General features: G+C 74.7%; 21 protein-coding genes. 11 read left to right on the forward strand and 10 right to left on the reverse strand.

Annotated elements, in window-relative coordinates; translation table 11 throughout:
• Nucleotides 1-725: 725 nt before the first annotated feature.
• Together AB0K80_RS31625 and AB0K80_RS31630 are read right to left on the reverse strand one after the other, a co-directional pair.
• Nucleotides 726-2,690 (reverse strand): bifunctional polysaccharide deacetylase/glycosyltransferase family 2 protein, encoded by a 1,965-nt coding sequence (locus AB0K80_RS31625; protein ID WP_365675612.1) that lies wholly within the window; start codon nucleotides 2,688-2,690, stop codon nucleotides 726-728.
• A gap of 1,137 nt (nucleotides 2,691-3,827) precedes the next feature.
• Nucleotides 3,828-4,571 carry an SOS response-associated peptidase gene (locus AB0K80_RS31630; RefSeq protein WP_365675613.1) on the reverse strand — a complete coding sequence of 248 codons (744 nt, stop codon included), beginning with the start codon at nucleotides 4,569-4,571 and terminating at the stop codon, nucleotides 3,828-3,830.
• A 70-nt stretch (nucleotides 4,572-4,641) separates the two neighbouring features.
• On the opposite strand from AB0K80_RS31630, the gene AB0K80_RS31635 reads away from it, so the two are divergent.
• Together AB0K80_RS31635 and AB0K80_RS31640 are read left to right on the forward strand one after the other, a co-directional pair.
• Nucleotides 4,642-5,400, forward strand: coding sequence for an IclR family transcriptional regulator (locus AB0K80_RS31635; RefSeq protein WP_365675615.1), 759 nt, complete (start codon nucleotides 4,642-4,644; stop codon nucleotides 5,398-5,400).
• Nucleotides 5,401-5,565: 165 nt separating this feature from the next.
• Nucleotides 5,566-6,690 (forward strand): PP2C family protein-serine/threonine phosphatase, encoded by a 1,125-nt coding sequence (locus tag AB0K80_RS31640; RefSeq protein ID WP_365675617.1) that lies wholly within the window; start codon nucleotides 5,566-5,568, stop codon nucleotides 6,688-6,690.
• A 91-nt stretch (nucleotides 6,691-6,781) separates the two neighbouring features.
• Here AB0K80_RS31640 and AB0K80_RS31645 read toward each other — a convergent pair whose 3' ends face one another.
• A complete protein-coding gene (locus tag AB0K80_RS31645; protein WP_365675619.1) occupies nucleotides 6,782-7,207 on the reverse strand; it encodes an ATP-binding protein in 426 nt (141 codons plus the stop codon).
• 204 nt (nucleotides 7,208-7,411) lie between these two features.
• Here AB0K80_RS31645 and AB0K80_RS31650 point away from each other — a divergent pair, with 204 nt between their 5' ends.
• Nucleotides 7,412-8,179: an IclR family transcriptional regulator gene (locus tag AB0K80_RS31650; RefSeq protein ID WP_365675621.1), complete on the forward strand. Its 768-nt coding sequence runs from the start codon at nucleotides 7,412-7,414 to the stop codon at nucleotides 8,177-8,179.
• 35 nt (nucleotides 8,180-8,214) lie between these two features.
• Nucleotides 8,215-9,729: a glycerol kinase GlpK gene (glpK, locus tag AB0K80_RS31655; protein WP_365675623.1), complete on the forward strand. Its 1,515-nt coding sequence runs from the start codon at nucleotides 8,215-8,217 to the stop codon at nucleotides 9,727-9,729.
• Between the two features lie 77 nt (nucleotides 9,730-9,806).
• Here glpK and AB0K80_RS31660 read toward each other — a convergent pair whose 3' ends face one another.
• The 4 genes from AB0K80_RS31660 to AB0K80_RS31675 form a co-directional block, all read right to left on the reverse strand.
• Entirely contained in the window at nucleotides 9,807-10,415 is a 609-nt protein-coding gene (locus tag AB0K80_RS31660) for a hypothetical protein (RefSeq protein WP_365675624.1), read from the reverse strand.
• 109 nt (nucleotides 10,416-10,524) lie between these two features.
• Nucleotides 10,525-11,295 carry a hypothetical protein gene (locus AB0K80_RS31665; RefSeq protein ID WP_365675697.1) on the reverse strand — a complete coding sequence of 257 codons (771 nt, stop codon included), beginning with the start codon at nucleotides 11,293-11,295 and terminating at the stop codon, nucleotides 10,525-10,527.
• Between the two features lie 47 nt (nucleotides 11,296-11,342).
• On the reverse strand, nucleotides 11,343-11,717 hold the full coding sequence (locus AB0K80_RS31670; RefSeq protein ID WP_365675626.1) for a TraR/DksA C4-type zinc finger protein: 375 nt from the start codon (nucleotides 11,715-11,717) through the stop codon (nucleotides 11,343-11,345).
• A 45-nt stretch (nucleotides 11,718-11,762) separates the two neighbouring features.
• On the reverse strand, nucleotides 11,763-12,071 hold the full coding sequence (locus AB0K80_RS31675) for a TraR/DksA C4-type zinc finger protein (protein WP_365675628.1): 309 nt from the start codon (nucleotides 12,069-12,071) through the stop codon (nucleotides 11,763-11,765).
• Nucleotides 12,072-12,353: 282 nt separating this feature from the next.
• Between AB0K80_RS31675 and AB0K80_RS31680 the strand changes: the two genes are divergently transcribed.
• From AB0K80_RS31680 to secD, 3 genes are all read left to right on the forward strand, one after another.
• The gene (locus tag AB0K80_RS31680; protein WP_365675630.1) at nucleotides 12,354-13,307 is read left to right on the forward strand and encodes a sensor histidine kinase; all 954 of its coding nucleotides are present in this window, start codon (nucleotides 12,354-12,356) and stop codon (nucleotides 13,305-13,307) included.
• Nucleotides 13,308-13,309: 2 nt separating this feature from the next.
• Nucleotides 13,310-13,993, forward strand: a complete 684-nt coding sequence (locus tag AB0K80_RS31685; RefSeq protein WP_365675632.1) for a response regulator transcription factor — start codon at nucleotides 13,310-13,312, stop codon at nucleotides 13,991-13,993.
• A gap of 754 nt (nucleotides 13,994-14,747) precedes the next feature.
• The gene (gene secD / locus AB0K80_RS31690; RefSeq protein ID WP_365675634.1) at nucleotides 14,748-17,003 is read left to right on the forward strand and encodes a protein translocase subunit SecD; all 2,256 of its coding nucleotides are present in this window, start codon (nucleotides 14,748-14,750) and stop codon (nucleotides 17,001-17,003) included.
• A 196-nt stretch (nucleotides 17,004-17,199) separates the two neighbouring features.
• Here secD and AB0K80_RS31695 read toward each other — a convergent pair whose 3' ends face one another.
• Nucleotides 17,200-17,970, reverse strand: a complete 771-nt coding sequence (locus tag AB0K80_RS31695) for a UbiA family prenyltransferase (protein WP_365675635.1) — start codon at nucleotides 17,968-17,970, stop codon at nucleotides 17,200-17,202.
• 208 nt (nucleotides 17,971-18,178) lie between these two features.
• Here AB0K80_RS31695 and AB0K80_RS31700 point away from each other — a divergent pair, with 208 nt between their 5' ends.
• From AB0K80_RS31700 to AB0K80_RS31715, 4 genes are all read left to right on the forward strand, one after another.
• On the forward strand, nucleotides 18,179-19,324 hold the full coding sequence (locus tag AB0K80_RS31700; protein ID WP_365675699.1) for a 3-oxoacyl-[acyl-carrier-protein] synthase III C-terminal domain-containing protein: 1,146 nt from the start codon (nucleotides 18,179-18,181) through the stop codon (nucleotides 19,322-19,324).
• Between the two features lie 9 nt (nucleotides 19,325-19,333).
• Complete coding sequence (locus AB0K80_RS31705) at nucleotides 19,334-19,849, forward strand: isoprenylcysteine carboxyl methyltransferase family protein (protein WP_365675637.1); 516 nt, start codon at nucleotides 19,334-19,336, stop codon at nucleotides 19,847-19,849.
• Entirely contained in the window at nucleotides 19,846-20,877 is a 1,032-nt protein-coding gene (locus AB0K80_RS31710; protein ID WP_365675639.1) for an NAD(P)/FAD-dependent oxidoreductase, read from the forward strand. Before AB0K80_RS31705 ends, AB0K80_RS31710 begins: the two co-directional genes overlap by 4 nt.
• Nucleotides 20,878-21,014: 137 nt before the next feature.
• Nucleotides 21,015-21,215, forward strand: coding sequence for a hypothetical protein (locus AB0K80_RS31715; RefSeq protein ID WP_365675641.1), 201 nt, complete (start codon nucleotides 21,015-21,017; stop codon nucleotides 21,213-21,215).
• 37 nt (nucleotides 21,216-21,252) lie between these two features.
• Here the strand turns inward: AB0K80_RS31715 and AB0K80_RS31720 are convergent, their stop codons facing one another.
• On the reverse strand, nucleotides 21,253-22,704 hold the full coding sequence (locus tag AB0K80_RS31720) for an FGGY-family carbohydrate kinase (protein ID WP_365675643.1): 1,452 nt from the start codon (nucleotides 22,702-22,704) through the stop codon (nucleotides 21,253-21,255).
• A gap of 6 nt (nucleotides 22,705-22,710) precedes the next feature.
• The gene (locus tag AB0K80_RS31725; RefSeq protein WP_365675645.1) at nucleotides 22,711-23,424 is read right to left on the reverse strand and encodes a GntR family transcriptional regulator; all 714 of its coding nucleotides are present in this window, start codon (nucleotides 23,422-23,424) and stop codon (nucleotides 22,711-22,713) included.
• Nucleotides 23,425-23,439 lie beyond the last annotated feature (15 nt).

Raw genomic sequence — 23,439 nt, forward strand, 5'->3', positions numbered from 1 at the left:
CGCCGCTATGCGGTCACTCGGCGGGTGATCCATGCCGGTGTCGATGTCTATGTACCGACCGTAAAGCTCGCTGAAGAGCTGCCCCGCAGCGGCGTTATCGCCCGGACGGTCACCCTCCCACACGGCGAGATCGTAAGTCATGACGGGAGACTGCCATACAGAACAGACATCAGGGTCCCTCAGGCGCCCTGATGAATCTCGCCTCACCAAAAGAACGAGGTCTAAAGACATTCACGTGCGTGCGTGGGCATCATATATAGGAAGCTTCAGTCGCTGATTGGTGGCAGGGGGGCCGTCCCACCTGCGGTTGTATGTTTACCGATGGGCAGCTACCGGACCTTGCTTCGTCGCTGTCCATCCCGTTCAGTCGCTGGCAGACCCCAACCGGCCCGGTCATCGACACGACGACAAGGCTCTTTTCGCACCGGCTCCACACCCTCACCAGCCGTGTTCGCTAGTCTGTGTCCGTCGTTGAGTCGCTTCGGTCGCTGGTGACGGGTTGAAATTCCTGCTGAGCTGCGGTTTTCTCGCAGTGACTCACGGCAGCCCACCCCTGGCTCTTCAGTCGCTGAGCTGCCGCTAGCCATTGCAGGTGCGCGCGGCGGGCGAGTCGACCGGTTTTCGGCCCAGGGGAGCCGCGCTCGCCTGGCGGGCCTGGCGCCGGGTGGCCGGTCATGCCGCCCTGGTCGTCGCCGGGGACCGGGCCCGCCGGTGCCGCCTGTGCCTCATCGACCGGCTTCGGCCGGGGGCAGCGCCACCTCCCCGGTGCGCTTGAGCCGCTGCCAGGGCAGCCGGTAGCCGTTGACGGCGGTGAGACACGCCGCGGTGAGCACCAGGTACATCACCTGCCGGTAGACGACCTGTTGCACCGGCAGCGCCCACAGGGGCCGGAGCCTCTCACCGTCGAGGTGGAAGGCGTAGGCGGCACAGACGAACTGGACCGCCAGCACACCGGTCCAGGCCAGCACCGTGCGCAGTGGGTTGCCGAACACCAGGCCGTAGACGGTCAGGAGGTCGATCAGGGGGGCGAGGAGCGGGATGAGGATCTGGAAGACCGCCAGCAGGGGCAGCCCGAGCCGGCCGAAGTGGCCCGCGTGGCCGCGTTCGAACAGCGCGTGGCGGTGCTTCCACGCGGCCTGCATGGTGCCGTAGCTCCAGCGGTAGCGCTGGCGCCACAGCTGACGCAGCGAGGCCGGGGCCTCGGTCCACGCGAGCGCGTCGTGCGCGTAGCGGACCTCCCAGCCGGCCCGGTGCAGGGCCATGGTGAGGTCGGTGTCCTCGGCGAGGGTGTCCCCGCTCATCCAGCCGGCGTCCCGCAGCGCCGCGACACGGAAGGCGCCGACGGCACCGGGGATGGTGGGCAGGCAGCGCAGCAGGTCGTACATGCGGCGGTCCAGGTTGAAGCCCATGACGTACTCGATGTGCTGCCACCGCCCGAGCAGCCGTCGGCGGTTGCCCACCTTGGCGTTCCCGGCGACCGCGCCCACCCGGGGGTCGGCGAAGGGCTGCACGAGACGGCGCACGGTCGAGGGGGCGAAGACCGTGTCGGCGTCCAGCATCACGACGAGGTCGTACGCGGCGCGCCGCAGACCGGCGTTGAGGGCGGCGGGCTTGCCGCCGTTGGGGCGGCGCAGGACGGTGACACCCGCGACGGCGAGCGACTCCACCACGTCGGCCGTCCCGTCCTGCGAGCCGTCGTCGACGACGATGATCTCGACGGGATGGTCGCTCGCGGCGAGGGAGAGAACCGTCTTGGCGATGCACGGTCTCTCGTTGTACGCGGGGATGACGACGCTGACCGGCCGGGTGACGGGCGGGCCCGTGCCGGTACGGCGCCGCAGCCGCCGGGCGTGGTGCCGGGCCAGGACGAGCAGCAGCACACACCGGGCGAGGACGAGCGCCCCCACCACCAGCAGCAGCACACTGACGACCGACACGGCGGTCCCCGACACGGCCACAGCGGTGACGAACACCCGGCCCTGCCACAGCGCCGCCGTGCCGACGGGACGGGTGAAGCGTTCCGCCCCGACGATGCCGGCGAGCGTGGTGAAACGGTAACCCCGGTGCTGGAGCCGGGGGATGAGGATCTCGAGCGCTTGGACGGTCTGGGACCGGTCGCCTCCCGCGTCGTGCAGGAGCACGACCGCGCCCTTGCCCGGGGGACGCGGCACGGCGGCGTCGGCGATCGCCCGGGCACCCGGCCGCTGCCAGTCCTGCGTGTCCTGGTCGATGAACGCCAGGACGTACCCCTTGCCGCCGAGCCGCCGCGCCACGGACCACGTCGGGGCGTCCAGCGCGGAGGGGGTGGAGGAGTAGGGCATCCGCATCAGCGAGCTGTTGATGCCGGCGGCCCCCGCGAGGGCGAGCTGGGTCAGGGCCAGCTCACGGTCGAGGTCGCCGGAGGACCGGGGGCTAAGGTGCGGGTGGGAGAAGGTGTGCACGCCGATCTCGTGGCCGGAGCGCAGCACGTCGCGCAGGACCCCGGGGTGGCGGGCGGCCTGCTGCCCGGTGACGAAGAAGGTGCCGGGCACGCCGTGCCGGTCGAGCACGGCCCGTACGCGGGGCGTCCAGGTGGGGTCGGGCCCGTCGTCGAAGGTCAGCACCACGGTCCTGTCCGGTGTGCGGTAGGTGCGCAGGTGATCACCGGTGACGTCGACGACCGGGCCACCGTGGGTGACCTCCCGGGGCACACCGGCGGCCGAACGCTCAGCGCGCCCGACCTGGTCGCCGGAGAAGCCCCTGGTGGTGTACCCCTCGACGAACAGGACCGAGAGGACGAAGGCGAGCAGGACGCACGGAACGGCCAGACGGGGACGGTGCCGGGCCCGCAGGATCCCGGACCCGCCGCGGACCGGACGACGCCCGTGAGCGGCGGACCCGCCGGTGACGCCCTCGCCGCATCAGGGAGCCTCGGCTGCCGCCGTGTCCGGGACCGGGGACGTGCCCGAGGCCCCGTCCCCGGCTGATGCGGCGGGGCCGGCCGCCGGCGAGGTGGGTGGCGCGGTGGGCGAGGGGGTGGGTGGCGTGGTGGCCGGCGGGCTGGGCACCGAGGGATCGGGGGCCGGTGGGGCGGAGGGGGTGCCGGCCGTGGGCGTGGGCAGGGGGGACGGCGGGGGAGAGGGCGGGGCGCTGCCCGTGCCCGGTGCCGGAGCGGAAGGTGCAGGAGCGGAAGGCGCCGGAGCGGAAGGTGCCGGAGTGGAAGGTGCCGGAGCGGAAGGTGCCGGAGCCGGGGGAACCGGAACCGGGGTGACCGGAGCCGAAGGAGCCGCTTGCGGTGCCTCGGGGTCCGACGGGGCCGCAGATGACGGGGGGCCGCCGGCCGGGGGACTCCCGGACGGGGACGGGGGAGGGCCGGCCGTGCCGGGCGTGGGGAGCCGCAGGATGATCAGGCTGCTCGGTCCTGCTCCGGTCGCCGGGCCGACCGGCCCCGGCCGACCGGGCGCGGCCGCGTCGCCGGGCGGCGAGGGCGTACGCCCCGGGGTGGACCGATCCGGCGCGGCGGGCGCCGCGGCGTCGCCGGGACCGGGCAGGATCGTCCCCGGCGCGAACGGCGTCGCCCCCAGCAGGCTCAGCCCCAGCACGGCCAGGTACGCGGCGGCCAGCCCGGCCAGCGCGTATCCGGTCCGCCGGAAGACGCGCGCACGGTGGCCCGACGAGTCGACGAACACGGGGGTGCTCACACGTGTTGACGATTCAATCCCTATATGTCTGGAATTAGAATCTTGTAGCACCATACGCACCAGAGTACGCCGCCACACCGCGAGCCCTCACGGCCGGCCTTCGCCTTCCGGGGCGGAGGCCGGCCGTATGCCGCGGTCGCCGGAGGGCTACGCGGGCGCCTCGTCCAAGAGGTGGGGGCCGTTGTTGGCGGTGCTGTTCACGGCGGTCGTCACGGGGCGGGCGTCGAGATGGCCGTCGGCGGGCCGGGTCAGCAGGGCGCGCAGCTCGCCGGGGTCCCGGCGGTGCGGGTCCAGCCAGGCGGCGTAGTGGCCGGGGGAGAGGGCGAGCGGCATCCGCGGGTGGACGCGGCCGGCCGCGTCGGTCGCCTCGGTGGTAAGGATCGTGCAGGTCAGCAGCCAGGCGGCGGGATCGTCGTCGCGGGGGACACGGGGGTCGCGCCAGTACTCGTACAGGCCGGCGAGCGCCAGCACCTGCCCGTCGGCGGGGTGGATGTAGTACGGCTGCTTGCGGGTCTTGCCGGTGGCGGGGTTCTTCAGCGGGGTCCACTCGTAGAACCCGTCGGCCGGGAGCAGGCAGCGGCGCAGGGTGAAGGCGCGGCGGTAGGCGGGCTTCTCGTGCACCGTCTCCACCCGCGCGTTGATCAGCCGCGAGCCGATCTTGGGATCCCGTGCCCAGGAGGGCACCAGCCCCCAGCGCAGCCGCCGCAGTTCCCGGCGGGCCGGCGCGTCGTCGCCTTCCCGGCGCGGGGAGCGTTCCAGGACCGCGTAGACGTCGTCGGTCGGGGCGACGTTCCAACTGGGCGCCAGGGTCTCTTCGGGGCGCCAGTCGGCGACCCGGAAGAGCCGGGTCAGTTCCTGCGGACTGCGGGTGGAGACATAGCGGCCGCACATAGCGCCACTGTGCCACGACGCCGGGGTACGCACCTTGCCCACCGCGCGCGCCCGGCGCACGCTGGAGGGTATGGGTGCGGGCGACGGGCCGACGCTCATCACGTCCGTGCAGCGGGCCTTGCGGCTGCTGGAGGCGGTGAGCGGGCACGACAACGGCGCGCCGGCCAAGCAGCTGGCACGGGAGACCGGCCTGCCCCTGGCCACCGCCTATCACCTGCTGCGGACACTCGTGCACGACGGCTACGTCCGCAAGCTGGACGACGGCGGGTTCGTCCTCGGCGACAAGCTCCAGGCGTTGCACGGGGCGGGCCGCGGGCAGGCGCTGCTCGGCCGTGTCCGCCCCACGCTCGCCGCACTGCGCGACGACCTCGGGACGGCTGCCTACCTCACCTTCTACGAGGACGGCGAGATCCGGGTCGCCGAGATCGTCGACGGCCCCCGGGCCCCCCGGGTCGACCTCTGGGTGGGATTCGCGGACGCCGGGCACGCCACCGCCCTGGGCAAGTCGGTGCTGCGGGAACTGGACGAGGAGTCCCGCAAGGACTACCTCGCGCGGCACCATCTGGCCGACCTCACTCCCAGGACCATCACCAGCCCTGGGGAACTGCTCCGGCACATCGACGCCTCGCCCGTCGCCCCGGCCGTCACGGACCTGGAGGAGTACGCCCTCGGCACGGTCTGCGTCGCCGTCCCGGTCCGCAGTGGGGACGTGCTCGGCTCGCTCGGCGTGTCGCTGCCGGCGGACCGGCTCTCCCGGCTGCCCGAGATCCGGGCGCGGCTTCTGCCGGTCGCGAGCCGTGTGACGAGGACGCTGTCGCTCACTATCTGAAATCCCGGACCTTGCGGCGCCCGGCCTCGACCACCTTTCCTGGATGAAACGGGCATGCCGGGCATCGGTACCGGCATGCGTGTCACGCATAAAGATGAGGACTGCGGAAGAAGTATGAGTGAGGGCCGAGATCATGGCGGCGACCCCCGGCCGATACGGCCGTTCGTGCACCTGCGAGCCCGTCTGGCGCAGCCGGCCCGGGGACGCGGCCAGCTGGCCGCCGGTACGCCCGTCCTGCCAGGACTGATCGTCTCCGCGGTCGTCCTGGTCGGCCTGTGCGGCGGATCGGGGATGATCTGGCTGCCGCTGCTGGCGGCCGGGCCCGCCCTGGCCGCCACCACGAACCGGCCGCGTGGCGTTGTGTGGGTCGGTCTCTTCGCGGTGGTGCTGGGGGCGGTGCTGGGAGCCCGGCACGACGTCCCGGGCCGTGAACTGGCGGCCGTGCTGTCCGCCCTGGTCGCCGTCACCCTGGCGAGCGGCCTGGCCAGCGCCCTGCGGGGGCGCCGGGAACGGGTCCTCGCGGCCGTCCGCTCGGTGGCGGAGACCGCCCAGCACGCCCTGCTCAAGCCCGTACCGCAGACCGTCGGCCCGTTCCGGGTGGCCGTGCGCTACAGCGCCGCCGCGGCGGAGGCCCGTATCGGCGGAGACCTCTACGCGCTGGTGTCCACCCCGCACGGGGTCCGGCTGATCGTCGGGGACGTACGGGGCAAGGGGCTGCCTGCCGTGGGGACCGCCGCACTCGTGCTCGGCGTCTTCCGCGAAGCCGCCTACGACGAGCCCGACCTGCCGGCGGTCGTGGACCGCATCGAGCGGAGCCTGGCCCGCAACCTCGGCCGCGACGACTTCGTCACCGCCGTGATCGCGGGATACCGGGACGCGGGACACCTGGAGATGGTCAACTGCGGACACGCGCCGCCGCTGCTGGTGCGCGCCTCGGGAGGCGTCGTGGCGGTGGACCCCGCACATCCGGCCCCGCCGCTGGGGCTGCGGGCGCTGTCGGGCGAGGCCCCCGGCCTGCAGAAGGTGCCGTTCGCCGAGGGCGACCAGTTGCTCCTCTACACCGACGGGGTCACGGAGGCGCGCAACGAGGGCCGCGAGTTCTATCCGCTCGCCGAACGTCTGGCCCGGCATGTCGGCGACGAGCCGGAACGCACCCTCACCGCCCTCCATGACGAGCTGCTGGCCCACGTGGGCGGGCGCCTGCACGACGACGCGGCGCTGCTGCTGCTCCAGCAGCCCGCCACCTCCGGACCGTACGACGGAACGGGCCACGGTCCGGCCGGCCGCTAGCGCACGCCGGGCACCTGCCCCCGCCGGCGAGCCGGCGCTCCTCGCGCACCCGGACACGCGGCCGAGTCCGGCCGGCGCCCGGCCGGTGTGCTCACGCCGCGACGAGATCCGCCCACCGGGTGATGCCGCCGGAGTGGATCCGCACGCCGTGCCGGGTCGCCAGGGCGCGCACGATGCCCACGCCCCGGCCGTGCTCGTCCGGGTCGGTTCCCGCCGGTACCTGCCCGGCCGCACCCGCGGGGCCCGCGTCGGTGACCTCGACCCGCAGGGTGCCGGGGCCCTGGGAGCGGCTCCAGCGCAAACGCAGCTGCGCCGGGGGCAGGGCGTGGAGCACCGCGTTGGTGATCAGTTCCGACACCACCAGCAGCGAGTCCTCGGCGATCTCCGGCGAGACCTCCCAGTCGGCGAGGACGGCCCGGGTGCGCCGGCGGACGGCCGGGACGGCCTCGGGGGCATGCGGCAGCGGACAGACGTGTTCCCGCACGTCCGGCAGTGCCGTGCGGAGCTGTGTCGCCATCCTTGCTCGCTTCCGGTGGGTGCTGGGTGCCCGGGCCGAAGCCCGCCCCGGGCGGCGCGGAGCCCGGCCACCGTGCACGTTAGGGAACCCCGCGCAGGCGGGTCAACGAATGACGGTCGGCATTACCGAACGATGCCTCATATCGCCAGGAAAAGGCCACCGCTGCGGGCGCCCCACCGACCATACCGGTACTAGGCTCGCCTTATGGCCGGCCCAGTCCAGTCCATCGAACGGGCGGCGGCGATCCTGCGTCTGCTCGCCGGCGGGCCGCGCCGGCTCGGGCTCGGCGAGGTGGCGGCCTCGCTCGGGCTGGCGAAGGGCACCGCCCACGGCATCCTGCGCACCCTCCAGCACGTGGACTTCGTCGAACAGGACGAGGCGACGGGAAAATACCAGCTCGGCGCCGCCCTGCTGCACCTGGGCACCAGTTACCTCGACGTCAACGAACTGCGCTCGCGCTCCATCAACTGGGCCGACGCCCTGGCCGCCCGCAGCGGCGAAGCGGTCCGGCTGGGCACCCCCCTGGAGGGCAAGGTCCTCGTCGTGCACCACGTGTTCCGGCCGGACGACACACTGCAGACCCTGGACGTGGGCTCCCTGCTGCCGCTGCACGCCTCCTCGCTCGGCAAGGTCCTGCTGGCCTTCGGCACCGCGCCCCTGCAGTCCGCCCTGGACGCCGGGCTGGAGACGTACACCCGGCACACCCTGGTCGTCCCCGAGCACCTCACCCGGGCGCTCGCCGAGATCCGCGAACTGGGCTGGGCCGCCGAGGTGCAGGAGCTGAGCATGGGCGAGGCCTCGGTCGCCGCGCCGATCCGCGGACACGGCGGTCTCGTCGTCGGGGCGATCGGACTGTCCGGCCCGGTCGAGAGGATCTGCGACAGCCAGGGGCATCCCCGGCCGAGCCTGATCACCCTGCTGCGGGAGGCGGCACGGGCCATCTCCAGGGACCTGGGGGCGACGCGCTGGTAACGGGGCCCTCGACCTAGCGGAAGGCAGACCCGGACATGGTCGCACGGTACGTAATGTCCATCGATCAGGGCACCAACTCCACCCGCTGCATCCTGTTCGACCACCAGGGGCGGCTGGTGTCCGTCGCCCAGCGCGAACACCAGCAGCACTTCCCCCGGCCCGGGTGGGTGGAGCACGACGCCCTCGGGATATGGCGCGATCTGCAGCGGCTGGTGCCCGAGACCCTGTCGGCCGTCCGCGTGGACAGCGAGGAGGTCGCCGCGATCGGTCTCGCCAACCAGCGGGAGACGACGGTGCTGTGGGACCGGCGCACGGGCGTCCCGGTGGGCCGGGCGATCGTCTGGCAGGACACCCGGACGGCACCGCTCGTGGAGGAGCTGCGGCGCCGCCCCGGGGACGCGTACTTCCTCGACCGGTGCGGTCTGCCTCCCTCCACCTACTTCTCGGCGCTGAAGATCCGCTGGCTGTTCGACCACGTTCCCGGTCTGGAACAGCGCGCCCGGGACGGCGAGGTGCTGTTCGGCACGATGGAGAGCTGGCTGATCTGGAACCTCACCGGGGGCGCGGACGGCGGTCTGCACCTCACCGACGCCACGAACGCCAGCCGCACCATGCTGATGAACCTGCGCACGCTCACCTGGGACGAGGACCTGCTGGCGCTCTTCGGCGTGCCCCGCCCGATGCTGCCCGAGATCCGCTCCTCGGCCGAGCGGTACGGCGATGCCCGCGCGGTCGTGCCCGGTGTGCCCCTCACGGCCGCCCTCGGCGACCAGCAGGCCGCGCTGTTCGGCCAGACCTGCTTCTCCCCGGGCGAGGTGAAGTGCACCTACGGCACCGGCAGCTTCCTGCTGCTCAACACCGGCACCGAACTCGTACGCTCCCGGCACGGGCTGCTCCCGACCGTCGCCTACCGGATCGGCGACGGGCCCCCGGTCTACGCCCTGGAGGGCTCGATCGCCGTCACCGGCTCACTGGTCCAGTGGTTCCGGGACCGGCTGGGACTGATCAGCAGCGCGGCGGAGATCGAGACCCTCGCGCGTACCGTCGAGGACAACGGCGGCTGCTACGTCGTCCCCGCGTTCTCCGGCCTGTTCGCACCCCGCTGGCGCAGCGACGCACGCGGTGTCATCGTCGGCCTCACCTCGTACATCACCAAGGGGCACCTGGCGCGCGCCGTGCTGGAGGCCACCGGCTGGCAGACCCGTGAGGTCGTCGACGCCATGAACGCCGACTTCTCCGGCCCGCTCGAGCAGCTCAAGGTGGACGGCGGCATGACGGCGGACAACCTGCTCATGCAGTTCGTGGCCGACGTCCTGGACATCCCCGTGGTACGCCCCATGGTCGCCGAGACGGTCTCCCTCGGCGCCGCCTACGCCGCCGGACTGGCCGCCAGCTACTGGCCGGACCTCGAGGTGCTGCGCCGCCACTGGCACCGGGCCGCCCAGTGGCTGCCGTCCATGGACCCCGTCCGCAGGGACACCGAGTACGACAACTGGAAGCGAGCGGTCGAGCGGTCTTTGGACTGGATCAGACCACCGAAGTCCCCTTGACCGGGCCGGACCGGGGCCCACGGAGCGCCCGTGGCGCCGACCGAGGTGCCCCCGCCAGGCCCCCACGGGGTGGGACGTCAGGGCGGTGCGGTCCAGCGGGGTGCCGTGGCGGCCCAGGCGGTGGCCCAGGCGGCCAGGTTGCGGCGCTGGATCACGCGGCCGGCCACGGTGTAGGCGGTGGCCGCGGTGGCGGGGACGCCGAGGGCGGCGAGGACCGCGCAGCCCCTGGCGCGGTCGCGGACCTCGCCGGGGCTCAGGGGTGCCTCGGTGAGCTGTCCGTCCGTGCCGGCCCAGACCCGGACGGTGCTGCCCGCGGGCAGTCCCGGCTCGACCTCGGCCGTGGCGGTGCGGCGGTGCCCGTGGGGGTCGGTGAAACGCACCTTCACCGGGTAGCGGGTGGTCCTGGCTTCCGCGGAACCGGGTTCGGGGTGGCGACGGGCGTCCTGGAGCAGGACCGCGGTGGTGCGCTGGCGGGTCTCGGCCTGCTGCCGCGCGGTGCGCGTGTAGTGGCGCAGGGCGGCGTCCTCGACCACCACCACGGCCGGCGCAGTCGCGACCGCCGTGGACACCAGCAGGCCGAGGCCGATCCACGCCTGGGCCAGGTCGCTGCGCCGGCGCAGGGGGTTGCGCCGGAACCGCCACAGGACGACCCGCCCGGGCTGGGGCGTGGGAACGCGGCCGGACACAGGTCCTCCTTGCGGGGGTGGACGCGGCGGACGATGCCGCCGAGGTGCGGGACGAGAGCACGGCCGGAGCCCGGCCGCCGGCGGCGTCGCGCCCGCCCGCGACGACCGGCTAGTGAGGGTGGGCGACGGGCGGGAGGGCGCCGGAGCCGGAGGGATGGGTGTGGGCGGCTTGCAGGAGCTCGGCGGCGCCCCGGACCGCCGCGGTCTGCGGGGCGGGGACCACCCGCGGTGGGGCGTGCAGCCGGCCGGTAAGGGGGCGGGTGATCTCGGGACGCAGCGCGCCCCCGCCCGCCAGCAGGACGCCGCGGTGCAGGGCACCGGCCGTGACCGGGGTGCGGTCCTGCCGGAGCATCTGGGCCAGCATCTCGGCCACCGTCCCGGCGATCTGCTCGGGCGTGGCGGCATCGTCCAGGTCGGCCGTGCCCAGGGCCGCGCGGCGCGCGTCGGTGACGGCGCCGTCGCACAGCAGCACCACCTCGGTGAGGTGGGCGCCGAGGTCCACCACCAGCAGCGGGCGCGACAGGTCCGCGCGGGCGGCCCCGGCGATGCCCCGGGCGCCGGGCACGGTCAGGACGCTGACCGGCCGCAGCACACCGACCGCGGTACGGGCCCGGGCGCGGTAGGTGACCCCGCCCAGGGCGGGAGTGGTGAGGATGACCATCGGGCGCAGGAGGCGGGGCAGCCGCGGACCGAGCACCTGCTCCAGCATCCCGGCGCACCCGGCGACGTCGACGAGGGCGCCGCGCTGGACGGGACGGCCCGCGCCGGTCCCGGGGACGGCCTCGGTCGGCACGTCGACCACCACGCCCGTGCCGGCGATCCAGGCGCGGGTGCGGGCGCTTCCCAGGTCCAGGGCGACGCCGCAGCAGCGTCGGCACATCGGCCAGGGCCGGTGCCGGGCCGCGGTGTGCGGGCGGCCGGCGACGCTCACGGCTCCGTCTCCCTGACCTGCTGACAGCGGGCGCAGTAACGGGCCTGCGGGACGATCCGCAGCCGTTCCCGTTCGACGGGGCGCCGGCACAGGTGGCAGATGCCGTACGTGCCGTCGTCCATGCGGGCGAGGGCCGCCTCGACGTCGGCGAGGACCATGCGGGCGGAGGCGGCCAGCCTGACGCGGACCTCGACCTGCGAGGCGGCCCGCTGCCCGAGCCGGTCCTCGACGCGGGAGGCGACCGCCCCGGTGAGCTCGCGCAGTTGCTCCTGGCGGAACAACCGCTGCTCGTGCAGGTTCTCGCGCAGCGCGGCAAGGTCCTCGGTCGACAGGTGTGCCGGGCCGCGGCCGATGGTCTGGTGGTTCACCACTTCACCCCTCTCGGAGCGGGACGCGGGGGTCGCAACGGGCGGAGGTCACAGGGCGCGGCGCCGGCAGGCGACGCAGTAGCGGGTGTAGGGGAGGATCTCCAGCCGTTCGGCCGGGACGGGCTTGGCGCACCCCTGGCAGGTGCCGTAGGTGCCCTCGTCGATGCGGGCGAACGCCTCGTCGATCTCCTTCAGGACGCGCCGCATCGCGGTCCTCTGCTCGGACAGCAGGTGAGCGTCGCCCTGCCCGCTCTCGTCGAGGGCCTGCAACTGCGCCAGCCGGGAGGCCCGGGCGTGCTCCAGGCGCTGGCGGGCCTCGTGCGCGGGGTGCTCGGCCCGCGTGACATCGAGCGACATGATCGGTCCCTTTCTCTTCGGCGTGGTGTCCTCCACCCTGGCCGGGCCGGCGGCGGATGCCTATCGGGCGCGGACCCCATTTACGCGGCGTCGAAGGATGCACCCGGCTGCCCGGTGGGTGCCGCGCGCCACGGGAAATGGGGACCGGAACCCATCGACGGGGCACTCGGACCGGGGCAGGCTGGCCGCGGGCGCACCCGAGCACCCCGCACCCTGGGGCGCAGGGGGCCCGCGCTGCCCGGCAGCGGAACGACACGACGTGGAAAGAGAGGCGTAGGGCCGGTGTCCCTGTTCTGGCGGATCTTCGCCCTCAACGCCGTGGTGCTCGGTACGGCCACGGCCCTGCTCCTGTGGGCTCCGGTGACCGTCTCCGTACCGGTCCTGCTCACCGAGGCGGTGATCCTGGTCGCCGGTCTGGCCGTGATGCTGGTCGCCAACGCCGCGCTGCTGCGGCTCGGCCTGGCGCCGCTGGACCGGCTGACGAAGCTGATGTGCACCGTGGACCTGCTGCGCCCCGGTCAGCGTCTGCCCGCGTCGGGCGGCGGCGAGGTCGCCGAGGTGATCCGTACGTTCAACGCCATGCTGGAGCGGCTGGAACGGGAAAGGGCCACCAGCAGTGCCCGGGCCCTGCTGGCCCAGGAGGCCGAACGCCGCCGTATCGCGCAGGAGCTGCACGACGAGGTCGGCCAGAGCATGACCGCGATCCTGCTGGGACTCAAGCGCGCCGCGGACCACGCCCCGGAGCCGCTGCGCAAGGAGCTGCACGAGGTGCAGGAGATCACCCGGGAGAGCCTGGACGAGGTGCGCCACCTGGTGCGCCGGCTGCGGCCCGGTGTGCTGGACGACCTGGGCCTGGTCAGCGCCCTCACCTCGCTCACCGAGGACTTCGCCACCCACACCGGGCTTCAGGTCACCCGCCGCTTCGACGCCGACCTGCCCGCCGTCGCCCCGGAGACCGAGCTGGTCCTGTACCGCGTCGCCCAGGAGTCGCTGACCAACGTTGCCCGGCACGCCGACGCCGAACGGGTCACGGTCGGCCTGCGCCGCAGCGGAGACAGCCTGGTGCTGACCGTCACCGACGACGGCTCCGGCATCCGGGCACCCCGGGAAGGCGCCGGCATCCGCGGCATGCGCGAGCGGACCCTGCTCGTCGGCGGCACCCTCGAGATCACCCCGGCCCCCGGCACCGGCACCCGGGTCCGGCTCACCGCACCTCTCGCCAGGAAGCAGCCCTGACCATGCCCGACGCGACCACGTCCCCCCTGCCGCGGAAGAACCCGATCCGCATCCTGCTCGCCGACGACCACGCGCTGGTCCGCCGCGGCGTGCGGCTCATCCTCGACCAGGAACCCGACCTGAAGGTGGTGGCCGAGGCCGGTGACGGCGCCGAGGCCATCGAACTGGCGCGCACCCACGAGGTCGACCTGGCCGTCCTCGACATCACCATGCCCCGCATGACCGGGCTGCAGGCCGCCCGCGACCTGGCCGCGCTCAAGCCGGGCCTGCGGATCCTGATGCTCACCATGCACGACAACGAGCAGTACTTCTTCCAGGCCCTGAAGGCCGGCGCCAGCGGTTACGTCCTGAAGTCCGTCGCCGACCGCGACCTGGTGGCCGCCTGCCGGGCCGCGATGCGCGACGAGCCCTTCCTGTACCCGGGCGCGGTCACCGCGCTGATCCGCACCTATCTGGACCGGGTCCGCCAGGGTGAGGAGACCCCCGACCAGATCCTCACCCCGCGCGAGGAGGAGGTCCTGAAACTGGTCGCCGAGGGGCATTCCTCCAAGGAGATCGCCGAGTTGCTCTTCATCAGCGTCAAGACCGTGCAACGGCACCGCGCCAACCTGCTGCAGAAACTCGGCCTGCGAGACCGCCTGGACCTGACCCGGTACGCCATTCGCGTCGGCCTGATCGAACCCTGACCTCCCGGCCGGCGCCGGGACCGCCCGGCACTTGACACCCTGACGAGAGGGGGACGGCGCATGCCCGCGCCCCGCGCGCACCGCCCCCGCCCCGCGCGCACCGCCCCCGGCCCCAGCCGTCTGCGGCGCCTGGCCGTCGCGGTGCCGGCGGCTGTTGTCCTGGTGCTGCTGACAGCCCTCGGCATCGCCGGTCCGCCGCACGGCACGACGGGCGAGCCGAGGCTCACGACGGCGACCGCCCGGCAGCCGGCCGGCGGGCCGCGAGCTGTGACCGCCCGGCAGCGGGCTGGCGTGCCGCGAGCTGTGACCGCCCGGCAGCGGGCTGGCGTGCCGCGAGCTGTGACCGCCCGGCAGCGGGCTGGCGTGCCGCGAGCTGCGGCCGCCCGGCAGCGGGCTGGCGTGCCGCGAGCCGCGACCGCCCCGCAGTCGGCCGGCTGGCCGCGAGCCGCCGACGGGCACACCGCCTGCGGTGATCAGGCGGCCACCCGCCCGGCCCCGCACAGCGAGCAGCCCGCACCGCGCGGACACCTGGCCACCGGCCCCCACGACACGCTCCTCACCCCGCCCGCTCGGGCGCCGCTCCCGGCACCGACCGGGCACCTCCCGCGCCCCGGCCCCGCATCACCCCAGGACCGTGGGCGGGCACCTCCCGCGACCTCCAGCAGCTGACCCCTGTCCGCCCACCCGTCCCCCCCGCCCTGCTGCGGCCTTTCCGGCCGCCGCCGTGGCCGGGGTGTGCCTGCCGGAGGCCCCGTTGACCCGTTCTCAGCGCGTGAGAGCGCTGCTCGCCCTCGCCGTGATCGCCGTATCGCTGTACATCGCCGTCACCGTGCCGGTCCGCCTCGGACTCGACCTGCGCGGCGGCACCCAGATCGTGCTGCAGACCCGCTCCACCCCCACCACCGACGCCGGCCGCGAGGCCACCGACCGCACACTGGAGGTGCTGCGGGGCCGCATCGACGCCCTGGGTGTCGCCGAACCCACCCTGGTCCGCTCCGGTGACCACCGGATCCTCGTCGAACTGCCCGGTGTGCAGGACCCGAGGAAGGCCGCCGACGTCCTCGGCCGTACCGCGCAGCTCACCTTCCACCCGGTCCTCGGCACCACCGGCGGCGCCGCCGGCACCGCCCGCCCCCTGCCCGAGCGTTCCGGGGAGAGGGTGCTGCCCGACGAGTCCGGCACGCCGCTGCGTCTCGGCGCCGCGGCCCTGACCGGCGAGCACGTGAAAGAGGCCGCAGCCCGCCTCGACCAGCAGGACGGCGCCGGATGGCACGTCACCGTCGACTTCGAGGGCGCCGGCCGCGACGGCTGGGCCCGGCTGACCGGTCAGGCCGCCTGCCACCCGGCCGGCTCCCCGGCGCGGCGGGTCGCCATCGTCCTCGACGACAAGGTCATCTCCTCCCCGCAGGTCGACCCGTCCGTCCCCTGCCGGACCGGCATCCAGGACGGCGCCACCCGCATCACCGGCTCCTTCGGTCCCGAGGAGGCCCGCGAACTCGCCCTGCTCATCAACGGCGGCGCCCTGCCCGTACCGGTCGAGACCGTCGAACAGCGCACCGTCGGCCCCACCCTGGGCGCGCGGGCCATCACCGCCAGCGCCTGGGCCGCGGCCATCGGCACCGCGCTGACCTCGCTGTTCATCATCGCCGTCTACCGGCTGGCGGGCGCACTCGCCGTCGTCGCCCTGGCCTGCTACGGCCTCGTCTCCTACGCCGCCCTGGCCGCGCTCGGCGCCACCCTGACCCTGCCGGGCCTGGCCGGGTTCGTCCTCGCGATCGGCATGGCCGTGGACGCCAACGTGCTGGTCTTCGAACGGGCCCGCGAGGAGTACGCGGCCCGCCGCCGCCCCAGCACGCGCTCCGCGCTGGCGGCCGGGTTCCGCAACGCCCTCAGCGCGATCGCCGACTCCAACATCACCACGCTGATCGCCGCCGCCCTGCTGTTCTTCCTCGCCTCCGGGCCCGTGCGGGGCTTCGGCGTCACCCTCGGCATCGGCGTGCTCGCCTCCATGTTCAGCGCCCTGGTGATCACCCGCGTACTCGCCGAGTCCGCGCTCGGCCGCGCCCGGCTGCGCCGCCGCCCCCGCCTCACGGGCATCGCCACCACGGGGGCCGTCCGCGCCCGCCTGGCCCGGCGCGAACCCCGCCTGATGCGCCGCCCACGCCGCTGGCTGGCCACCTCCGCCCTCGTGTTTCTCCTGGCCGGCTCGGGCATCGCCGTACGCGGCGTCGACCTCGGGGTGGAGTTCACGGGGGGCCGTCTCATCGAGTACGCCACCGCCGGCCCCGTCAGCGCCGACCGGGCCCGTACCGCCCTCGCCGACGCCGGATTCCCCCGGGCCGTCGTGCAGTCCTCCGGGGACACCGGCCTGACCGTCCGCACGGACCGGCTCACCGACGCCGAGGAGGCGCGGGTCACCGGCACCGTGCGCGACCTGGCCGGCGGAGCGCACCAGGTCCGCGACGAACTGATCGGCCCCAGCCTGGGCGAGGAGCTGCGCCGGGGAGCCCTGATCGCGCTCGCCGTGGCCCTCGGCGCACAGCTGGTCTACCTCACGGCACGCTTCCGGTGGGTGCTCGGCACCGCCGCGGTCGTCGCCCTCGCCCACGACGTGGTGATCCTCGTCGGCGTCTTCGCCTGGCTCGGCAAGCCCGTCGACGGGGTGTTCCTGGCCGCCCTGCTCACCGTCATCGGCTACTCGGTCAACGACTCCGTCGTCCTCTTCGACCGTGTCAGGGAACTGGCCCGCAGGTCCCCCGGGACGCCGCTGCCCGCTGTGACCGGGCAGGCGATTTTGCAGACCCTGCCCCGCACGGTGAACACCGGCATGGGCGCCGCCTTCATCCTCACCGCCCTCGCCGTGCTCGGCGGATCCTCCCTCACCGACTTCGCGCTGGCCCTGCTCGTCGGCCTGGCCGTCGGCACGTACTCCTCCGTCTTCACGGCGGCACCTGTCGCACTCGTCCTCCACCACCGCATCCGGCGCCGGCACCCGTCCCGCCGGCCCTGACCCGGCCGGGGCCTGCCGGCCGCGCGACGTCCCGGAAGCACCGCCGGACGTACGCCGCACCGCCACGGCCCGCGGACGCGCCCGCCGGGGAGCACCCCTGCGGCGGCCGCGGGCCCGGCGCACACCACAGGGCGCGCCGGAACGTCACCGGACCAGCCCCCGGCGCACGCTCCGCCCCCCGCGGGGACCGGCTGCCTCACGCCATGCCGGAGCCCTGCAGCACAAGCTCCGTCACCGCCAGGCCGGCCACCACGAGGGCGGCCCGGAACGGCCACCGGCCCGGGACGAGCGACGGCGCGGCGGTCCCCGCGACCGCGACGGCCCCGGCCACGCCGGCCAGGACCCGGGTGCCGCTGCCCGCCGCGCCCGAAGGACCGGCGGTGACCACGCCGACGGCCGCCAGCATCGTCACCGGGGCCAGCCGGCGGCAGGCCGACGGGCCCAGCCGCTGAGGCAGCCCGCGCACCCCCGTCGCGAGATCGCCCTCGATGTCGGGAAGGACGTTGGCCAGATGCGCCCCCACGCCCAGCAGAACGGCCGCCGTGACCGCCCACCACGCGGGCCAGGACGGCGACGGCAGACCGAGGGTGACGAAGGCCGGCAGCGAACCGAAACCCACCGCGTACGGCAACGGCGAGAGGACCGTGTGTTTCAGCCGCAGGTTGTACGCCCAGCCGGCCGCCACACCCACCAGGTGTGCCGCGCCCGCTGCGGCGCCGCTCAGCAGGGACAGCGGCACGCACGTCCCCAGCGCCGCCCCGGCCGCGACCGCCACGGCCCGGGCCGGTACCTCCCCCCGGGCCACCGGCTTGTCCCGGCGCTCACAGGCCGTGTCGCGCCAGGCGTCGGCCGCGTCGTTGCACCAGCCGACGGACAGCTGACCGGCCAGCACGGCCGCGGCCACCACGGCCGACCCCGGCACCCCACGGCCCGCCGCCACGGCCAGGGCGGTGACGAAGACCGTCACGGCGAGCGCCGGCTCCGGATGGCAGGAACGCAGCAACGCACGGACAGGGCGGGGCGTGCGCGGGAGAACTCCAGACGGGTGGAGGGACACGGGGGCACGGTAGCCGGTCGCCCGATGCGAGGAAGGCATCACCGACATGCGTGTCCCCACGATCGACGCCGCCGCGTCCCCGCCCGACCGAGCGCGCCGCACCGCCGAGCCCGCCGAGGTGACCACGGTCGTCGCCGTGCGCACCGCGCTGCCGCCGCACCGCTACGCCCAGGAGGAACTGACCGAAGCGATCGGCGACCTGTGCCTGCCCCCGGGGGCGGACCGCACCGTCCTGCGCCGCCTGCACGCGTCGGCCGGGGTGCGCAGCCGGCATCTCTCCCTGCCGATCGAGAGCTACGCCGCCCTCGGCGACTTCGGCCGCAGCAACGACGCCTGGATGGCGGTGGGCCTCGACCTGGCCGAGGAGGCCCTCACCGGGGCACTGGACCAGGCGGGACTCCGGGCGGCCGACGTCGACCTGCTGCTGTGCGCCTCCATCACCGGCGTCGCCGCCCCGTCGCTCGACGCCCGGCTGGCCGGGCGCGTGGGCCTGCGCCCGGACGTCAAGAGGCTTCCGGTGTTCGGCCTGGGCTGCGCGGCGGGCGCGGCCGGACTCGCCCGGGTCCACGACTACCTGCTCGGGCACCCCGACCACACGGCCGTGCTGCTCACCGTGGAGCTGTGCTCGCTGACCCTCCAGCAGCGCGACGACTCCCGCGCCAACCTCGTCGCCGGCGCGCTGTTCGGCGACGGCGCGGCGGCGCTCGTCGCACGCGGCGGCGGCAGCGGCAGCGGCACAGGCACGAGCACAGACACAGACACAGACACAGGCACAGGCACAGGCACAGGCGGCGCCGGTGACGGTGACCGCGCCCGGCCGGGGGCGGCCGGACCCTCGGTGGTCGCCACGCGCAGCCACCTGTATCCAGGGACCGAACAGCTCCTGGGCTGGGACATCGCGGCGACCGGATTCCGTGTCGTCATCGACGCCGGCCTGCCCGGCATCGTGCGCCGGCACCTCGGCCGGCACCTGCGTGCCTTCCTCGCGGAGCACGGCCTGAGCACCGAGGACATCGGCATCTGGGTCTGTCACCCGGGCGGCCCCGGCATCCTCGCCGCCGTGACCGACACGCTCGGCCTGCCCGGCGACCGCCTGGACGCCGCCCGGTGCTCACTGGCGCGGGCGGGAAACATGTCGTCCGTGTCCGTCCTGCACATCCTGGAGAGCCTGCGGGAGTCCGAGCGGCCCGAGCCCGGCACCTGGGGCCTCCTGATGGCCATGGGCCCCGGATTCTGCTCCGAACTCGTCCTGCTGCGGTGGTGAGGAGACCTCATGACCTGGTACACGCTCCTCGTCCTGCTCGTCGCCGCCGAACGGGTCGCCGAACTCGTCGTGGCCCGGCGCAACGCGGCCTGGACGCTCGCCCGCGCCGGAGTGGAGTCCGGCCGCGGCCACTACCCCTTCATGGTCGCCCTGCACACCGCCCTGCTCGTGTGCTGCCTGTGCGAACCCGTCCTGGCCGGCCGGCCGTTCCTGCCGCCGCTCGGCTGGCCCATGCTGGTCCTCGTCGCCCTGGCCCAGGCCCTGCGCTGGTGGTGCATCACCGCCCTGGGCCCCTACTGGAACACCCGGGTCATCGTGGTACCCGGAGCGCGCCTGGTACGCGGCGGCCCCTACCGCTTCCTGCGGCACCCGAACTACCTCGCGGTCTTCGTGGAGGTGGCCGCCCTGCCTCTGGTGCACTGCGCGTGGCTGACGGCAGCGGTGTTCTCCCTCGCCAACGCGCTGCTGCTCAGGGTCCGGCTGCGCTGCGAGAACACCGCGCTCACCCAGGCGGTGCCCGCGTGACCGGCCGCCCCGACCTGCTGATCGCCGGCGGCGGACCCGCCGGCCTCGCGACCGCGCTGTACGCCGCCCGTGCCGGTCTGGACGCCGTGGTGGCCGAACCGCGCCCGGCACCGGTCGACAAGGCGTGCGGCGAAGGGCTGATGCCCGGTGCCGTGCGCGCTCTGACCGGCCTCGGCCTGCGGGTCCCGGGCCATGTCATCACCGGCATCCGCTACATCCAGGGACCCCGCCGGGCACACGCCGAGTTCACGCACGGCCCTGGCCTCGGCGCGCGCCGCACCGACCTGCACGGCGCCCTGCACCGGGCCGTCCTGGACGCGGGCGTACCCGTCCTGCCTCTACGGGTGACGGACGTACGGCAGGACGCCACGGGCGTGACCGTCCCCGGCACCGGCCTGCGCGCCCGATGGCTGGTCGCCGCGGACGGCCTGCACTCACCGCTGCGCCGCTCCCTCGGCCTGCACGCGGCGACCGGCGGCACCCCGCGCTACGGGCTGCGCCGGCACTACGCGGTGCCCCCCTGGTCCTCCTGTGTCGAGGTGCACTGGGGCACGCACGCGGAGGCGTACGTCACGCCCCTCGGCCCCGAACTCGTCGGTGTCGCCCTGCTGACGGCCGTGAAAGCGCCCTTCACCACCCAGTTGGCCGGCTTCCCGGAACTGTCGGCCCGCCTTCCGCCGCAGGCGGCCGTCACCAGCGTGCGGGGCGCGGGGCCCCTGCGGCAGAAGGCCCGGGCCCGCGTCCACGGACGGGTCCTGCTGGTCGGCGACGCCGCCGGATACATCGACGCGCTGACCGGCGAAGGCGTCTTCCTGGCCCTCGCCGGCGCCCGCGCCCTCGTCGCCAACGTACGGCGCGGCACGGTGAGCCGCTACGAGACCGACTGGCGCCGCGCCACCCGACGCCACCGCCTCCTGACAGGCGCCCTGCTCAGGGCCTGTCAGCGGCCCGCACTGGCACCCCGCATCGTGCCCGCCGCCACACACCTGCCCGGCCTGTTCACGACCGTGGTGAACGCCCTGGCCTGAGCGTGCGAATGCCGCCCTGGCGCACCGTGCACGCGATCCCGCACTCAGCGGGCCTGATAGGCCGTCCCCCTTCCAGGGCACCCGGCCGGCACGAACGACGCGGACACCGGCATCGCGCAGCGGGAGGAAGGGCACCGATGGAAGAGCAGCGGAAGATCGGCGACGGCGGCCAGGACGAGGGAATGTGCAAGGCCTGCGGAAGCAGGCCGGCCGAGCCGGACGCGGGCGGGGCGATGCTGTGCGGGCACTGTGCCGGCGTGCTCGAACTGCCGGACCCGGCCGGACTGGTGGAGGACGAGGGCGCCGCCGTACGGCGCGCGTTCGAGAACCGCCACTGACCGGCACGCCGGAAGGCGGACCAGGACGACCGGGGCATCAGCCCTTGGTCTGCTGCCACTGCCGGTAGAGCGTGTCGTAGCGCGCGGTCAGTGCCGCCCGCGGGGCGAAGCGGCGCACAGCAGGGCGCGTGCGCGCCTGAGCCGTCGGCAGGTCGGGCTCCAGCCCCGCGGCGACCAGCGCGAGCAGCGCCGCACCGTGCAGGCTGGCGTCGGCCTCCGCGCTGGTGTGCACGGGCCGGCCGAGCACGTCCGCCCGCAACTGCGCCACGTCCAGGGAGCGGGACGGCCCGCCGGTCAGCAGGACGGGCGGGCCGGGAGCCTCACCGGCCAGGAGGGTGTCCACGGCCTGGCGTACGACGTAGGCGGCGGACTCCTGCGCGGCGCGCAGGATGTGGGCGGCGCCGTGGTGTTCGCCGAGGCCCCAGAGCCCGCCCCGCTCCTGCTGGTTCCAGTCGGGGAAGCGGCTGCCGGTCAGCAGCGGCGACATCGACAGCCCGGCGCTGCCCGGCGGCAGGGCGCGCATCTGGGGACCCAGCCGTTCCAGGGCGGTGGCGGCGTCGCCGAGCCCCAGCAGGCGGGCCCAGTGCGCCACGGCTCCGCCCGTCATCCCGGTCGCCCCGCCGCAGGTCCACAGGCCCGCGACGAGGAAGGGGTTGAGCACCGCCGCCGCAGGACGCTGACCGGGGGAGGTGATCACCCGGGTCAGGACGTCGGTGGTGCCTGCCACGTCCACGACGGCGCCGGGGGCGGAGCCCGCCACGGCGGCGGCGCCGACCGTGCCGTCGGGACCTCCGGCGGCCACCGGCAGGCCGGACGGCAGACCCGTGGCGCCGGCGGCGGCCCGGGTGACCGTGCCGACGACGTCGGTCGCCGCGTGCTGCGGGGGGAAGTGCTCGGGGCCCTTGCCCCCGACGGCGAGCAGGTCGGGGTCCCAGACGCGGCGGGTGACGTCGCTGCCGAGGGTGTACGCCGCGCTGGTCACGTCCGTGGCGGCCGTGCCGGTGAGACGCAGGACGAGAAAGTCCTTGGGGGACAGCACCCACCTGACCCGCCGGTGCAGTGACGGCTCGTTGTCCTTCAGCCAGTGCAGCAAGGGCACCGCTCCGCCCGTCACGGCGGGCCGGCCGGCCGGGCGGAGGGCGGCGGCCGCGTCGGGCCACCGGGCCGCGACCTCGCGGACACCGCGGGAGTCGGCCCACCCCCCGGCCCTGCCGAGCGGACGGCACCGCTCGTCGACCAAAACCTGGCCGACGTGTCCGGCGACGGCGAGGCACCGCGGGCGGCAGCGCGCGGGTGCCTGCGAGGTGATCCGGCGCAGGACGCGGCACAGGCCGTCCCACAGGAGTTCGGCGTCGAAGGTCTCGGCGCCCTCGTCGGGGCCTCGCTCCTCGCGGGCGTGACACAGTCGCCGGCCCTCGGCGCTCACCAGGGCGGCCCGGACGGCCGAGGTGCCGACATCGACGGCACACACGACGTCGTCGCTCGCCATCGCCCCTCACCTCTCGAGCCGGATCAGCAGGGGGAACTCGGGCCGGCTCCAGCTGTGCGCGAACTCCACCGGCCCGGCCCCCTCACCGTGGGTGAGCCGGGTGATGGCGATGAGCGGCGTGCCCGGCGGCACCTGCAGCAGCGCGGCCTGTTCGGCGCTGGCCGCGGCGGCCGACACCTCCTGCTCGGCCCAGGTCAGCCGGACGCCGAAACGGTCGGCCAGGGTCCGGTACAGGGACCCGCCGAGCAGGTCCTCGTCGGCGAGGGCGGGGGCGATGCCGTACGGGATCCAGGAGTCCTGGATGGCGGCCGGCCGGCCGTCGACGACGCGGACCCGCAGCAGCCGTATCACCTTCTGCCGGGGCCTGAGCCCGAGCCTGTCGCCGACCTCGTCCGGTGCGTCGGTGACCTGCCGGACGCGGACCTGGGTGTCGACGGCGGCGTCCCCGCGGCCGATGTCCTCGCTGAACGGCCCGAGCGTGTGGACCTTGCGGTACGTGGCGGGATGGTCGGCGACAAAGGTGCCCGCGCCGCGGCGGCGGACCAGCCGGCGTTCGTCGGTCAGCCGCCCCACGGCCTGCCGGACCGTCATCCTGCTGACGCCGTAGTGCTCCGCCATCTCGCCCTCGGACGGCAGCCGGTCACCGGGCTGGAGCGTGCCGCAGGACAGCTGCCTGTCGAGGTCGCGGTAGATCACCTCGTACATCGGCAGTCGTGCCATGCGGTGCCTCCCTCT

This window comes from Streptomyces sp. NPDC052682 (genome assembly GCF_040678435.1).
GTDB lineage: Bacteria > Actinomycetota > Actinomycetes > Streptomycetales > Streptomycetaceae > Streptomyces.

What these genes read in the sequence shown, in the direction of transcription:
- AB0K80_RS31630 (WP_365675613.1), bottom strand. Translation starts at nt 4,571, where the DNA reads ATGTGCGGCCGCTATGTCTCCACCCGCAGTCCGCAGGAACTGACCCGG.
- AB0K80_RS31635 (WP_365675615.1), top strand. Translation starts at nt 4,642, where the DNA reads ATGGGTGCGGGCGACGGGCCGACGCTCATCACGTCCGTGCAGCGGGCC.
- AB0K80_RS31645 (WP_365675619.1), bottom strand. Translation starts at nt 7,207, where the DNA reads ATGGCGACACAGCTCCGCACGGCACTGCCGGACGTGCGGGAACACGTC.
- AB0K80_RS31650 (WP_365675621.1), top strand. Translation starts at nt 7,412, where the DNA reads ATGGCCGGCCCAGTCCAGTCCATCGAACGGGCGGCGGCGATCCTGCGT.
- glpK (WP_365675623.1), top strand. Translation starts at nt 8,215, where the DNA reads ATGGTCGCACGGTACGTAATGTCCATCGATCAGGGCACCAACTCCACC.
- AB0K80_RS31665 (WP_365675697.1), bottom strand. Translation starts at nt 11,295, where the DNA reads ATGTGCCGACGCTGCTGCGGCGTCGCCCTGGACCTGGGAAGCGCCCGC.
- AB0K80_RS31675 (WP_365675628.1), bottom strand. Translation starts at nt 12,071, where the DNA reads ATGTCGCTCGATGTCACGCGGGCCGAGCACCCCGCGCACGAGGCCCGC.
- AB0K80_RS31685 (WP_365675632.1), top strand. Translation starts at nt 13,310, where the DNA reads ATGCCCGACGCGACCACGTCCCCCCTGCCGCGGAAGAACCCGATCCGC.
- AB0K80_RS31705 (WP_365675637.1), top strand. Translation starts at nt 19,334, where the DNA reads ATGACCTGGTACACGCTCCTCGTCCTGCTCGTCGCCGCCGAACGGGTC.
- AB0K80_RS31715 (WP_365675641.1), top strand. Translation starts at nt 21,015, where the DNA reads ATGGAAGAGCAGCGGAAGATCGGCGACGGCGGCCAGGACGAGGGAATG.
- AB0K80_RS31720 (WP_365675643.1), bottom strand. Translation starts at nt 22,704, where the DNA reads ATGGCGAGCGACGACGTCGTGTGTGCCGTCGATGTCGGCACCTCGGCC.
- AB0K80_RS31725 (WP_365675645.1), bottom strand. Translation starts at nt 23,424, where the DNA reads ATGGCACGACTGCCGATGTACGAGGTGATCTACCGCGACCTCGACAGG.